At 57.2% G+C, this 12,780-nt stretch carries 21 protein-coding genes; 5 read left to right on the top strand and 16 right to left on the bottom strand.

Going from position 1 to position 12,780, the window contains the following annotated elements; all coding sequences use genetic code 11:
* Positions 1–94: 94 nt before the first annotated feature.
* The 12 genes from MHX52_RS09950 to MHX52_RS09895 all read right to left on the bottom strand — a co-directional run bounded on the left by MHX52_RS09950 (position 95) and on the right by MHX52_RS09895 (position 5,828).
* Positions 95–322 carry a hypothetical protein gene (locus MHX52_RS09950; RefSeq protein ID WP_239318053.1) on the bottom strand — a complete coding sequence of 76 codons (228 nt, stop codon included), beginning with the start codon at positions 320–322 and terminating at the stop codon, positions 95–97.
* On the bottom strand, positions 312–521 hold the full coding sequence (locus MHX52_RS10445; RefSeq protein ID WP_370642248.1) for a hypothetical protein: 210 nt from the start codon (positions 519–521) through the stop codon (positions 312–314). Before MHX52_RS10445 ends, MHX52_RS09950 begins: the two co-directional genes overlap by 11 nt.
* Before the next feature lie 183 nt (positions 522–704).
* The gene (ssb, locus tag MHX52_RS09940) at positions 705–1,199 is read right to left on the bottom strand and encodes a single-stranded DNA-binding protein (protein ID WP_239318049.1); all 495 of its coding nucleotides are present in this window, start codon (positions 1,197–1,199) and stop codon (positions 705–707) included.
* A gap of 5 nt (positions 1,200–1,204) precedes the next feature.
* Positions 1,205–1,744 carry a hypothetical protein gene (locus MHX52_RS09935; protein ID WP_239318047.1) on the bottom strand — a complete coding sequence of 180 codons (540 nt, stop codon included), beginning with the start codon at positions 1,742–1,744 and terminating at the stop codon, positions 1,205–1,207.
* A complete protein-coding gene (locus MHX52_RS09930) occupies positions 1,726–2,628 on the bottom strand; it encodes a hypothetical protein (RefSeq protein WP_239318045.1) in 903 nt (300 codons plus the stop codon). The genes MHX52_RS09935 and MHX52_RS09930 overlap by 19 nt, the downstream gene beginning before the upstream one ends.
* Positions 2,606–2,860: an HNH endonuclease gene (locus MHX52_RS09925; protein WP_255721547.1), complete on the bottom strand. Its 255-nt coding sequence runs from the start codon at positions 2,858–2,860 to the stop codon at positions 2,606–2,608. Before MHX52_RS09925 ends, MHX52_RS09930 begins: the two co-directional genes overlap by 23 nt.
* Before the next feature lie 61 nt (positions 2,861–2,921).
* A complete protein-coding gene (locus tag MHX52_RS09920) occupies positions 2,922–3,275 on the bottom strand; it encodes a hypothetical protein (RefSeq protein WP_239318043.1) in 354 nt (117 codons plus the stop codon).
* The gene (locus tag MHX52_RS09915) at positions 3,262–3,747 is read right to left on the bottom strand and encodes a hypothetical protein (protein WP_239318042.1); all 486 of its coding nucleotides are present in this window, start codon (positions 3,745–3,747) and stop codon (positions 3,262–3,264) included. Before MHX52_RS09915 ends, MHX52_RS09920 begins: the two co-directional genes overlap by 14 nt.
* The gene (locus MHX52_RS09910) at positions 3,748–4,632 is read right to left on the bottom strand and encodes a YqaJ viral recombinase family protein (RefSeq protein ID WP_239318041.1); all 885 of its coding nucleotides are present in this window, start codon (positions 4,630–4,632) and stop codon (positions 3,748–3,750) included. It abuts the gene before it with no gap.
* The gene (locus tag MHX52_RS09905) at positions 4,617–4,904 is read right to left on the bottom strand and encodes a hypothetical protein (RefSeq protein WP_239318040.1); all 288 of its coding nucleotides are present in this window, start codon (positions 4,902–4,904) and stop codon (positions 4,617–4,619) included. Before MHX52_RS09905 ends, MHX52_RS09910 begins: the two co-directional genes overlap by 16 nt.
* 430 nt (positions 4,905–5,334) lie before the next feature.
* Positions 5,335–5,601, bottom strand: coding sequence for a hypothetical protein (locus tag MHX52_RS09900; RefSeq protein ID WP_239318039.1), 267 nt, complete (start codon positions 5,599–5,601; stop codon positions 5,335–5,337).
* Positions 5,598–5,828, bottom strand: a complete 231-nt coding sequence (locus MHX52_RS09895) for a helix-turn-helix domain-containing protein (RefSeq protein WP_239318038.1) — start codon at positions 5,826–5,828, stop codon at positions 5,598–5,600. The genes MHX52_RS09900 and MHX52_RS09895 overlap by 4 nt, the downstream gene beginning before the upstream one ends.
* A gap of 108 nt (positions 5,829–5,936) precedes the next feature.
* Between MHX52_RS09895 and MHX52_RS09890 the strand changes: the two genes are divergently transcribed.
* Entirely contained in the window at positions 5,937–6,605 is a 669-nt protein-coding gene (locus MHX52_RS09890) for a hypothetical protein (RefSeq protein WP_239318037.1), read from the top strand.
* 685 nt (positions 6,606–7,290) lie between these two features.
* Here MHX52_RS09890 and MHX52_RS09885 read toward each other — a convergent pair.
* The 4 genes from MHX52_RS09885 to MHX52_RS09870 all read right to left on the bottom strand — a co-directional run bounded on the left by MHX52_RS09885 (position 7,291) and on the right by MHX52_RS09870 (position 9,284).
* On the bottom strand, positions 7,291–7,461 hold the full coding sequence (locus tag MHX52_RS09885) for a hypothetical protein (protein WP_239318036.1): 171 nt from the start codon (positions 7,459–7,461) through the stop codon (positions 7,291–7,293).
* A gap of 68 nt (positions 7,462–7,529) precedes the next feature.
* Positions 7,530–8,048 (bottom strand): hypothetical protein, encoded by a 519-nt coding sequence (locus MHX52_RS09880; protein WP_239318035.1) that lies wholly within the window; start codon positions 8,046–8,048, stop codon positions 7,530–7,532.
* Entirely contained in the window at positions 8,048–8,914 is an 867-nt protein-coding gene (locus tag MHX52_RS09875; RefSeq protein ID WP_239318034.1) for a ParB N-terminal domain-containing protein, read from the bottom strand. Before MHX52_RS09875 ends, MHX52_RS09880 begins: the two co-directional genes overlap by 1 nt.
* Positions 8,915–9,011: 97 nt before the next feature.
* Complete coding sequence (locus MHX52_RS09870; protein WP_239318032.1) at positions 9,012–9,284, bottom strand: XRE family transcriptional regulator; 273 nt, start codon at positions 9,282–9,284, stop codon at positions 9,012–9,014.
* A gap of 109 nt (positions 9,285–9,393) precedes the next feature.
* On the opposite strand from MHX52_RS09870, the gene MHX52_RS09865 reads away from it, so the two are divergent.
* From MHX52_RS09865 to MHX52_RS09850, 4 genes are all read left to right on the top strand, one after another.
* A complete protein-coding gene (locus tag MHX52_RS09865; protein WP_239318030.1) occupies positions 9,394–9,900 on the top strand; it encodes a winged helix-turn-helix domain-containing protein in 507 nt (168 codons plus the stop codon).
* Entirely contained in the window at positions 9,884–10,285 is a 402-nt protein-coding gene (locus MHX52_RS09860) for an ImmA/IrrE family metallo-endopeptidase (RefSeq protein ID WP_239318028.1), read from the top strand. The genes MHX52_RS09865 and MHX52_RS09860 overlap by 17 nt, the downstream gene beginning before the upstream one ends.
* Positions 10,282–11,373 (top strand): type I restriction enzyme HsdR N-terminal domain-containing protein, encoded by a 1,092-nt coding sequence (locus tag MHX52_RS09855; protein ID WP_239318026.1) that lies wholly within the window; start codon positions 10,282–10,284, stop codon positions 11,371–11,373. Before MHX52_RS09860 ends, MHX52_RS09855 begins: the two co-directional genes overlap by 4 nt.
* 98 nt (positions 11,374–11,471) lie before the next feature.
* Positions 11,472–12,620, top strand: a complete 1,149-nt coding sequence (locus MHX52_RS09850) for a site-specific integrase (RefSeq protein WP_239318025.1) — start codon at positions 11,472–11,474, stop codon at positions 12,618–12,620.
* Positions 12,621–12,780: the final 160 nt, after the last annotated feature.

Genomic DNA, 12,780 nt, shown 5'->3' with positions numbered 1-12,780 from the left:
GGCGTGTTGTTGAGCTGGTCTTCCAGCTGTTCGATCTGCTCCGCGAGAGTTTTAGCCTGCTGGCGTAGTTCTTCCAAGCGCTCCTGGTTGCTGGTCATGAAGCATCCTCCTTAGGTTCTGGCCGGTAAACGGGTGCCAAATCGTCCGGCTCGTAAAGGTCGTAGTAGGTAACGCTGCTCTCGCCAGGGTCGGGCGTGATGAGGCCGGCGACGTGTAGCTGGTGCACGAGCTCGAATAGGCTTTCGCCTACTTCGTCCATGTAGGCGGCGATGTCGATCGCACGGTCGTAGTTGGTTACTGGGTGGTGTCGGTCATGGCTCATAGCGCGACTCCTGCAGTTCGCCCGTGAGGAAGAACACGAGGTCATCGACAGTCATAGTGACCCATTGGCGGCCTGGGTCTGCTACGCCGTGGCGCTTGTGGATCACTACACCTACTGCTGCGTCATCGTTGCCCGCTTGGGTGTGCGCTTCGTCGATCCATTGGGCGAGGCTTGGGCGGGCTGTGTTCTTGCATTCCACGACCACTCGCTCGCCATGGGATCGAACATTGGAGATGTCCCCCCGATCCTTAGCTCCTGTTTTGACGCGGCGGTCGATGTATTCGCTGACGTTGTCGCGGAGATGGTCGGCTATTTGTCGCTCGAACCTGGCTCCGGCTGCTTTGGCTGATTGTCTTGTGCGTGCCATTGGTTTCTCTCTTGCTTAAAAAGGCGGGTTTCCATCGTCGCCCTGCTGCTGATTGGCGGGCTGGTCGGCGAACGGGTCGGCCTGTTGTTGGCCGAATCCTGCCTGGTTGTTTTGCTGCTGGCTGAAGCTGTTCTGCTGCTGTCCGCTCTGCTGGTTTGTCGTGGCCTTCTGCACACCTGCGACCGCCCAGCGCAGATCAGGCGCCACCGAGTCGGCGGCCATCTTGATCTGCAGCTGCTCGCCATTCGGGGATTGCCATGCGGTCGGTCGAACCTTGCCGGTGACGGTCACGCGCGTGCCCTTCTTGAGGCTGTGCGCGACGTTGGCTGCCAGGGTGCCGAAGCAGGACACCTTGACGGCGATGACGGGCGTGTCTTGCCACTGTCCGGTGGAGTTGTTTTTCTCCCGCTCGCTCCATAGGACGGTGAGCCCTGCCCAGGGCTGGCCTTCTACGCTGTGCTGCAGTACCGGGTCGCTGGCGAGGTTGCCGGTTACGGTCATGTGGGTCATTTTTTCTACTCCTTGATGGTTGATTGGTCTTGGTTGGCGTCAGATTCTTGTTGGTTGCCGTCTCTCGCGGACTTTCCCGCCTCTAGCGCCCACTTACGCCCGAGGCGCTTCTTCGTCGCTTCTACAGCCTTCTGGTCGACATTCCCCGCCCGCTGGCATAGCTCCGGGGATCGCCCATCGGCAGTAAGCCCCATCTGCAGGTGCCGTTGCTGCTCGCGTTTCTGCCTGATCTGCTCACGCACCTGCCGGTAATCCGGGTCGGCGGACAGCTCCTCGTTGGCGCGCCACACCGCCTGGCGGAACAGCGCGGGCGTAATCTGCCGGTCGCCGTCATGAGTGCGGGTGATCCACAGCGCGGCTTCCTGGAACACGCGGGCGGGTAGGTGCGTTCTGGCGATCACGTCGGCATAGACGGTGGCGACGATCTTTGTTTGGTGCTCGTCCTCCATGCGGGGCATGTGCTGTGGAAGCGCGGTTTTAAGGATCGAGATGACCTTGAAGGCGATTTGCAGGGCGTGGTCGTCGCTCATGCTTCGAGTTGCCATGGCAGCACCTCCGCTTCGATGATGTCCGACTGACTGGTTCCGCCGAAGGCACGCTGCGCGAGTGCCTCTGGCGTGAATCGGCTATGAGGCGCGGTGGGCTTGTCGGTTTCCTCGATTGCTTCCCAGCGACGATCCTTGAGCCACTTGTGCGGGTGGGGAATGTATCGGGCATCGTCCACGCCGGGGTTCTCCGCGTAGGCGGCAGTGAGGCGGAGCAGTTCTTCGGGGTCGATCGACTTGGTTGCTTCGCGCCATTGCTTCGCCGCGTCTTTCTTCGAGGCGTTGCGACGGCGTGGGTAGGTCTTCCACCAATCCTCGAATGCGGGTGGGTACTCGTTCGGGCGCGCGTCCGGCCTTCGGGCGGACGAGTCCGAACTTGCTTCGGACGATATATTTCCCTGTTCCCTTTCCCTGTTCCCTTTCCCTGTTCCTAGGGGTGTTTTTCCGTGCGGAGGCACTGAAGTTCCTTGCAAAGACACTGAAGTTCCTTCATTGCCACTAAACCGCTGGTCAGGGGTTGAATCTGGATCATCTGGCGCTGGATATTTCGGTTTCGCGCGCCGTTGAGGCTTTTGGTGGTCGTCCCAGCTGGGAATGCTGTAAAAAGTGCGTCCCCGGTGCTTGTAAACGTCGATTCCGAAGCCGTCCACAACTTCCTTGCAAAGACACTGAAATTCCGTGCCTTGCCTCTGAAGTTCAGAGTCGAGCCATTGATCCTCTTCCGGGAAAGCAAAAGCGCGGAGCTGAAGCATGTTCATCTCTCCGCGCCCGTGGTCGTCGGCAAGGCACCACATGGCCACATAAAGAAGCCTTGCTGTGTGTGAGACGCTGGCCGTATCTGGCGATGTGAAAAACTCGGGCTTAATCGTTCTGATTCGAGCCATCTTCTTCCTCCTTTCTGTAAACCCCTCGGTAGTATTTCGGCGGCCAGGTAACCTCGTCCCGGCCACGAATCAACAAACCCCGCTCGTAAGACCAAGCGGGGTTAGCATGAATGAATGAGTGACAGGCGTGGCAAATGCGCAATCCATTTTCAACGGTGTGCTCGCCACCCTGCGACCGCATTTTGCGGTGATGGAAGTGCTGCGCAGCGCCTACGCACACGCGGGGGATCATCGCCTCGCAGGCGCCCTCCGCTCGCTCGTGGACATATATCCACACCTCGAACGGCATTGTCTTACGCTTGCCCATGACCGCTCCCGGCATAAGCTTGACGAATGCCTGCAGCCATGGTCTGTAGTGCGGACTGCTCGCCCATGACGGCTCGCAACGTGTCCTTCGCTCGCTTATGGGCAACGTCGGCTACGTCGCGGTTTGCGCGCTTCTCTTCGGTGGCGACTTCTGCCTTGGCCTCCTTGTCCTTAATGCTGCCCTCGGCTGCCAGGTAGGCCATGGCGTAGGCGTTCTTGTAGTCGCGCTCCGCGTCGAGGTAGTCCGCGTACGCCTTCGAGACAACCTCAACACCCTTGTAGATGCGTTCGTTCGTGGTGCGTAGGTCGCGTTCGATCTGGACAGGGTTAAGAGGCTCCATTGATTTCCGCCCTCCTCCGCTTCACAACCAATGTCAAGTGGTTGGCAACGCCAAGCTCCATCGCTTCGCTCCACACTTTCTTCAGGTCAGCTTCTGTCTTGCAGGTATTCGCCCGGTCGGTAAGCTCCTGGATTTTCGGCTTCATCATCTCTTCGCGTGTCACGCGGCGATTGCCAGCGAAACCGGCATTAGCCAGCGCGCGTCCCAGTGCGGAGGTTTCGCAGGTTTCCAGCGCGGCTACCTTCTGTGTCATGCCAGCGCCGTCGACCTCGAAGGCGTGCCCTTCGGACAGTGGCTTCTCGTCCTCGAAGTTGCGATAGAGTGCCACCTTCACGACCCAGCGGGTGGCTCCCACCTCGCCCCGCATGTCCACAACCTCGCTGGTCATGCGGTAGTTCGGGTACGTGTCTTTGAAGCGCATAATGCGCTCCTCGACAGGTTCATAGTTGTCCAGGTTGATCTGATTACCCATTTAGGACACCTCCTTCTCGAATGTCAGCCGCAGGGACGGCTTTGTTTCCTTCTCGACCGTGTACTGGTCAGCCAGGTCGGCATGATCTTCACGGAACCTCTTGGAGTCGAAGGTCTTGCGCACACTCGGCTTCGTCATGGTCACCAGGCCAATGCTGGGATACTCCCAGCTGCCCGGTTCGTCGCCGATGGCGCCGATGATCTGCGCGCGCAGCTCGTTAATCTCTGCCTCGATACCAGCCTTCATGTCGGTCAGCTTCTTGATCTGCGCCAACTCGAAGGACACGTCCGGGGTGGCCGGGGTCTTGCCTTCGAGCCACTGGTGGGCGAAGGTGATTAGCTCTTTGATGCGCTTCTCGCTGCGTCGAATGATGCAGCTGCGCACCTCGCCGGGCTTGAACTCGTCGCCCTCAACCGTGTACGGCTCCCAGGCAAACAGGCACTCGTCCGCATCAGTCACATACAGCTGCACCTGCACCTGGTCGTAGTACACGCCAGGAATATCTCCGTCGCCCCAGTCGCGGTGGGCGCCAACGGTCTTGATCTCGCCGATTAACTCCATCGGCTGCCCCTCGCGCCAGTCACGATCGACCATGTCAGGTGTCGCGCCGATCAGGCCGGCATCGTCCACCCACAGGTCGTCGTTGGCTTCGAGGCTCGAGTCGATCTGCATGCGGACATGCTTGGCGATGATGGGCTCGCGCTCCTTACCCCACTCGGTATACCGGTTGCCGGTGAAGTTTCGCTCGCCGGTGCGCTTTTCTTCGCGCAGCTCGCGGGCATATTTAGGCGACCGGATCGCCCTTGCAATTTCCGTAGCCGTGATAACCTCACGGCGCTGCTCCAACCACTCTTCGGTGTCGAAGCTAATTAGGCGTTGCGGCATGATGGCAACGCTCCTTTCTCTTCTATAAGACGCTTGGCTTCCGCCTCTGCCTCGTAGATGAAGTTCACGTCTAGCTCGAGGCGGGTCACGAGCTTGTCTAGCGTGGAAATAAACATTGTGTTGCGACGCGATACGGGGTTGCAGCACTCATTGAGCTGGGCTGGCGAAATCCCCGTGAGCTCCACAATCAGATCGCTGCCCAGGCGGTCGCGCTTGGCGGCCAGTGCAGCCTGTAGCCCTGACGGGATCGGTACTTGCTTGATCTCGCGCACCGCGATCACCTGATCTCGTTTGCTAGTGCGTCTAGGTGATTACAGATAGCGCGCTGCGAGCGGGTTGCCTCACGAACCTTCTTCCGTAGCCGGTCGGCGGCCATACCGGGGCGCGGGTGGTTCGCTCGGCTTAGCTGCTGCTGTAGCTCGCGGTTACGGTCACGCAGACGTGGAAGCCGATGTAGCAATTCAGCCGTGTAGGCGGCCAGCGGGTCGTCCGTCTTTAGCAGCTGGGAATGTGTCGCGGAAATCAAGCGATCTAGCTTCATGTCCGCGAGCTGGGTTTCTAGGTCTTTCAATGGTGGTCTTTCTAGGTCAGGAGGATCACGCAGATGAGGATCACGCCCATGCCGACGGCAAAGCCCAGGCTGAACCAGAACGGGGGCGGCGGCGTACTGTCATCGTGGTCGTACGGGTCAATCAGGGGCATTTAGATCAACAGCTTTCCGAGGTGCCAGGCGATCAGCAGGATCGTTCCCGCAAAGGTCATCGCCGCGAGTGATACGGCGAGCAGGTCGAACAAATCCACCCGCTGCTCGTCATCCAACTCGTAGGGCGCCGCGTCGTCGGTGTAGCCATCGTCTGCGTCTAGCCACTCGTCGATCTCGGCGATCAAGTTCCGCTGCGCGCCTTGGATAGCCGGGTGAGTTGGCGGGATAATGCGATTCGGGATTGGGGTGTGATCGTGACGGCTCATGCCGCAACCTCCGGGAAAAAATCAAGCAACTGACGGTAGTTAATGAGGTAGCGTCCGCCCCTCACTGTCTGTGTGGCTGGCAGCTTTTCGGATGCGCACCACTGCCACACGGTTTGACGGTTCCGCCCGCTGAGTGCGGCGAACTCGTCGATGGTGAGCATTCGTTTACGCTCGCCCAGGACGGCTTCAATGTCGTCCATCAGGTCGCGGTATCTGTTACGATTCATGGGTGTTTCCCCTTTCAGGTAAGGCAACACGAAGCCCCCTTTTTTTCCTTTATCTCGCGGTAGGTGAAAAAGAGGGGGCTGTTTGTTTGGTTGGTTAAGATTCTGGGTATGGCAAATCCAGCGCAGCTTCTACTCGACGTGTTCAATAAATGGAATGATGGTTCCACTTCAGCAAGGCTCAGTCGAGGAGATGATGAACTGACTGAACACATGCGGGCAGCTCGGCTCATTGAACAGATCGGTGAACTGTTAGATCGTCTGGACTCAACAGGTGGACAGACCGAGGTGTATCGCCGATATCTTCCAGAATGGCGAAGGATTCTCTTTTGCTATCCAAAAAGCTGGGGAACTGTGGGAAGCGGTGATATCCCCCAGACACCACGGGATCATCTCAGCACATTGGCATTCATGCTGCGCGACTTAATTCCCGCACCACAAGCCGAAAAAGTAGAGAACCTCCGATCGTATCTTGAAGTCATCATTGAGGAACTGACGCAGGATGGTTCGCTACCAGCGAGTGTTAAAGATTCCGCGTTCACCGTCATTAACCACATGCGGTGCTGTATCGACGATTTAGAAGTGCTTGGCGATTTCGCATTTGAGCAATCCTATGAACGTTTGCTCGGCGCTCTAGCTATCATCTCCTTGAAGAGTGACGATAAGTCCAGGTGGAAGCGTGTATTCGATAACTTCGTATACCCGTATGCTGTGAATAACCTTCCGTCATTAAGCTCGGCGGGCAACACTATTAGGGAACTGTTCGCCCCTGGGGCTTAAACGGGAGGCCTGCAAGTACCTTGCTCTACAGTCTGAGTAAGGGCTTGATCTATCACTTGGCCAGATGGATGCCCTTCCAGGACTCTCTGTTTAATGCGTTGCAGCACCTCATGAACAATGAGGCATTCCCTAGTAGTGAGATTTCCTGGGATCAGCGTTATCAACAATTCCTCCTCTCGTGATTTCGGCGTGTGGGTGGTGAAAAGGGGTGCGCAGCGCGCAGGGCAGTCAGAAAGGCGAATCTGCCCATGGTGGTTGCTTAGCCGGGGAAAGCAGGTCGGCACCGGCATTTAACGCACCCCTAGTGCCCACAGCGGGAGTCGAACCCGCCTGCACGTCACACAGCACGCGCCAAAAATCTGGCGTGGCTGGTGATCGCGTGCAAAAACCAATATGAGCCTGGGGATTTGTATTCGCGCTCGTCTGTTACCTCACCGGTCGGCGCAACCCGAACCAGTGGTGTAGAGCAGGGCATACGGAATCATGGCGCGTCTAAGACCCGGCGCTCACCCGCATGTCATCCCGCCCCGTAATAGGACGGCGCTATGCACTATTCAGTTCTCAAAAAACACGGGACTAAAGCCCCTTGTGCCCTGCCCAGGAATTGCACCATGGGGGTAGGTCTACCCAGGGCGGGTTCGTCCAGGCTTCCCCTCCCAGACGAACCAGATCAGTTAGGCATGGTTCATTCCATAAGCGCGGAAATCTGCTCGTCGATTTGCACCCGCACCTCACGGAGATCTTCGACGGCACGGTTGATGGCGTCCATGTCGCGGTGTTCCTTCAGCAGTTCATTGCAGATGTGCGACTCGTAGCCATGCGCGAGACTCTGTAGATAGTCGAGTGAGTTTGTCATGTGCACTTTCTCTTCTCTTATGTCGCGGGCTCGCCCAGGCTTCCTCTCCCAGACGAACCGGGCGGGAGTTAGGCGGACGCCTCGCCGGACTGAACGACCTGCTGATACGCGCCCCACGACAACGCGCCCAACCGCGTCATCTCCGCCTCCCATTGCTCGATCCCTGCGACAGTCTTCATGCGGGCGGCGTGGTCGGCGTTCGCGGCTTTACGCTCCGTGTCAGCCCATAGCTGCAGGTCGCGAACCGAGGCGCAGGACAACTTCACCCGCTCGCGCACCTTCTTTGGCTTCCCGTTGACCAGGATCGTGTTCCAGAAGCTGATTGGGGACTCTCCCGCGAGCTGCCAATCCAGCGGTTGCTGGCCTGTGATGTGGAAGTCGCGAGCCATCGCGTTCCCGGAGCTAGTGCGCTTCTCTTCAATGCTTCGCGCCTTGCTGCGCAGTAGTTCCCGTGCGAGGTCTTCCACCTGCGCTACATCGACCGGGATAGAGTCGGCAACGCGGTCGATCCAGTCTTTCGCGATGTATCGGTCAGGGCGTGCCTCGTCGAGGCGCTTCATTAGTAGTTCGGTGTAGTCGGCGGCCATTAGTCGCGTCCTTTCAGGTACTTGTTTTCGATCTCTAGGAATCGTTCGCGGTCGTGCTTTTCCATCGCGTCGAGGACTTCATCGCGGGCGGGGAATGTCGCCATCATCAGGCCGAACTCGAAGGCCTTAACGAAGGTTTCGACGTAGGTTTTATGGCGTTCGATGAACACGCGGTGGTCGCGCTGCTCCGCTTCTTCTTTGCGCTTCTTTTCCTGCTCCGCCCGGCGGGCTTCGCGGTCATGTTCGAGGTATGCCGCGTAGGCTCCGCGCATGGTCTCGAAGGTTCCTTGAGGCTTTGAGTTCAGCCATTCCTGGGCTTCGGGGTGGTTGTCGAAGTAGCGGCCTGCCTTGTCCTCGCGGGCTTGCTCGTCGCGGGCTTCTTCGACGCGGGCACGCTCTTCCGCTTCGCGGGCGGCGCGCTTAGCCTTCGCCTTTCCGTAAGCGTCGTCGAGGGCGATTTCACCATCAACTACGGATTGGGCGAGCTCTGGGAGTTCATCGAGAACACGGCCAGCCTCTTGCAGTCGATTCCTGAACTTCGTATGCCCGGATTCGGGCATATATTCCAAACTTCCGCGCTTCCATCGACCGTCGCCACGCAACCCATCAGCCTGCAGCGACAATGCCGTGGACATAGCCCGTGAGCCAGTCGGCTGGTGGCGGCGCTCATTCGACGACCGCACAAACGCACCCTCATCGTCACCCTTGTAGAACTCAATAAGCGGATCGATTCCGAGGCGCTCGCAAGCCGCTAGACGATTGCGACCATCGAGAAGAACACCATCCTTATTGACCATGATCGGATCACGCTGGCCATTCGCCTCAATATCTGCAGCGAGTTCCGCGAGCGCTTCCTCATTGAGCATTGGGTAGAAGTTTGCATGCTCACTAACGCCGTTAATTTTCATCTGCTATCCTTTTACTTAGTGCTTCTTTTTGCCCCTGTTCCCGCAGGGGCTTTTCTTATGCCGCTTGCAGGTCATCCTCTGAAAGAGCGATAAGCACCTTTTCTGGCCGGGCTCCCATGAATGCCAGCGCGTCCAGAATTTGCGGTGTTGGCTTGCGGGTCTTGAGAGCCTTGTTCCATGTGTTCCGGGAAACTCCTGTGTATGCAGCTAGGTCTACTGCCGATGCCAGTCGATTGACACGCTTTACACGTTCAAGTTCATCAAGACTGATAAGGAATGTTGTCACTGTTTCACCTCTTTCTTGGTGACTGACAAAAGAATATGTCACGCGGCGCCAATCTGACAAGGATGGAATTACAGCGGGGGCACCCGAGTTGGCATTACCCCTGATTAACCCCCACTTGCTGACAACTTTTGTGGTCACTAGTATGGATTACATGACCAACGCAGACCGCTACAAAAACTGGTTCTCATCCATGTCTGGAAAGCGCATCACAGCTCAAGACATCGCGGACAAGCTCAACATCTCCCGCAATGCGACCAACTCCCGCATGGCAAAAGGGCTTACCGCAGACGACATCATCACGATCGCTCGCGGATTTGAGATCAATCCCGTAATCGCTCTCCAAGAGCTCGGGCACGTAAGCGTCAGTGAAATATTTGACTACCTCGACGATGGCGGGAAGAGTTTGGCGACCGCCACACCAGAAGAGCTTGTATACCACCTAGCACAGGACATTCTTGGCGCAGATCAGAAACTGGCGCTCGTGCAGGAAGTCATGGGTCGATCTAGCCACCCCGTCGACGAGCTGGCAGCCCGTAGAAAATCGAACACCTCTACCCCCGATGTCGAGTCTTCTTCATACGATGCAGGCATGCCGGACGATGCGGTAGCCGATAGCTCCCCAGAAGTAGGAGGCACGCTGGATGACCTCGATCCATGATTTACACGACATGGCCTACCTCATGGGCGTGGAGCTACGTCACCACCACGGTCCCCCTAAAGGCTGGTACTCCCCCAGCCTCCGCGTGATATCCACCATGCGCGACATGGCCGTGTGGGACTATAAATCCACGCTTGCCCACGAACTCGGGCACGCCGTATACAACGACCGAAAAACCGGACACGACAACTTCGACCAACGCCAGGAGGAACGCGCCGACAGGTTCGCCGCGAAACTCCTCATCAAAGACGACGAATTAAAGCACCTCGCCCCCTGGCACGGCAACGACTTCCACAGTCTCGCCATTGACCTCGAGGTCACACCCCACATCCTCGAGGTCTACCTCAAACAACACCCCAACGTCCTGAAAGAAATAGCAGCATGAGTATCGACCAATCCATCTACGCCCTCGCATCCAAGGTTCGCGAGCTTAAACCAATCATCGAAACAGAGGAAGCAACCAAAACGGCCTTCATCATCCCCTTCATTTCAACAGTCCTGGGTTACGACGTCACAGACCCCCGTGAGGTCATCCCCGAATACACCGCCGACATCGGTATCAAGAAGGGTGAAAAGGTCGACTTCGCCATTAAATCTGGCGACGACTTCCGATTCCTCATCGAATGTAAAAAGATCGGCGAGCCCCTCAGCCTCAACCATGCGAATCAGCTCATCCGCTATTTCAACGTGACCGACACAGAGTTCGCGATCCTAACAAACGGCGAAGTGTACGAGTTCTATGCTCAGCTCGACGCTGCGAATCGAATGGACGAAAAACCATTCATGACGCTGAACCTCTCCAACGTCGACGCGCGGATTTTCCCCCATCTCGAGATGTGCACCAAGTCTCGCTTCGACTCCGAGACCATTGCAGCAAGTGCAGAGCAACTGAAGTATGTTGCGGAAATCAAAAAGGTATTGTCGTCGCAATTCAAGACACCTGACGCTGACTGGGTGCGATCTCTTGCCGCTCGTGTCACTACCCGTCGCATGACAGCACAAAACCTGGAGACATTCACAAAGCTCGTCACCACAGCACAGAGCCAGTTCCTCAAGGATGAGGCGAACCGTAGGCTGCAAGATGCTCAGAATCTCGATGAACCAAAGGAGGTTGCCACGGTTGCTGCTGAGGCACCGACCGAACCCCAGGAAGAAATCGCTGTTGCCGATGACGGCATCGTGACGACTGAGGAGGAAATCCAGGCGTTTAATATCATTCGGGCTATCTCCTGCGCAGAGGTTCCCGCAGAAGATGTCTTCATGCGTGACGCGAAGTCCTACTGTGCTGTTCTTTACCAGGACAATAACCGTAAGCCCATTGCTCGGTTGTGGATGGATCGCAAGGTGCCACGGATCGTGATCTTCGATGCCGACAGGAACGAACACCAATTTGATCTATCTGGAGTGACCGATATTTATCAGCATGCGGAACTTATTCGCAAGCGGTGCCGCGCATTGCGCGACATGCAGTAGAAAACGGCAGCGCCTCGGTTCCCCTGCCAAACCAAAGTCAAGGAGAACCGAGGCAACAATGTCAGCAGCACAAATTTACCGACAAGGACTAACCTAGCATGGCCTCCATCAAAAAGTACGCCACCGCCAAAGGTCACATGTGGCGCGTCCAATACCGATCACCGGACGGCAAGTCACGCACCAAACGCGGCTTCGAGACCAAGGCGAAGGCGCAAGCCTGGGCGGACAAGAACGCCGCCAAAATCCACACCGGCGAATGGCAACAACCAGAACGATCCACCGTCACAATCAACAATCTTATTGACCGGCTTTTCCGCATCTCCGAATGGAAACCCTCATGGCGCGCCCGGCTCGCCACAACCGCAGACACGCACGTCCGACCACAGTGGGGCCACCTCACACCACAGCAAATAACCCAATCCGCTGTTCGCGACTGGTTAGCCAGCCTCAAAGTCGCCGACTACGCACAAAAAGACGAAAACGGCCAGTGGACGGGAGCGATGAAGCCCATGAGTGGATCATCAAAGCGCCACTGCCTCACCGCCTTAGCGGGTGCGCTTGACCTCGCCGTGACAGACAACATCATCCGCACCAACCCCGCACGCGGGTTCCCACTGCCGAAGAAAGCGAAAAGCCCACAGCGATTCCTCACTCGAGACCAAGTCGCAAACCTCGCTAAAGCTGTAGAGCACCCTACTGTGGTGTGGGTTCTGGCAACCACTGGAATGCGTTTTGGTGAGCTGGCCGGGCTACAGGTGGGAGATATTGATTTCAAGGCAAAAAGAATTCACATCGAGCGTAACGCCGTGTGGGTCGACGGAAAATCCGTTGTTGGTACACCTAAGACCGAAGAACAGCGCACCGTGACCGCCCCGGAGTTCATTTTCACTATGCTCCGTCGCCACTGTGCGGCCAAGCTGCCGTCTGCATGGGTTTTCTCTAATGGGGCGGAACCAATGCCCCGTCCGTATTCGTCGAAGCACTGGTTCCAGAGGGGAGTTGCGCAGTGTGTCAACGATGGGGTGCTGCCATACCGGGTTACGTTGCACGATCTTCGGCATACGGCTGCCTCGCTGATGGTCAGCTCCGGGGCGAACGTGAAGTTAGTGCAGCGTCAGTTGGGGCATGCAAGTGCTGCGATGACCCTCGATACCTACGCTGCATTGTTTGATGATGATTTGGATGGGTTGCGTGGTCGGATGGATGAAAGTTTTTCTGGCGTCGTCAGTTTGTCGTCAAATTTCTAGTTTTCGTGGTGTTTGGGCTGGTCATGGTGGGTGGCCACGCGGGGTTCGAGTCCCTGATAGCCCACTTTTTACTTACCCCGTCTTACCAGCATAAACAGCAGGTAGGGCGGGGTTTTTGCCGTTTGTAGGGGTTTAGTATTTTGGTGTGTATTAGTGCGTT

The sequence above is a fragment of the Corynebacterium sp. ACRQJ genome (assembly GCF_022346045.1).
Classification (GTDB): domain Bacteria; phylum Actinomycetota; class Actinomycetes; order Mycobacteriales; family Mycobacteriaceae; genus Corynebacterium; species Corynebacterium evansiae.
This window is presented reverse-complemented; position numbering and strand designations above follow the sequence as displayed.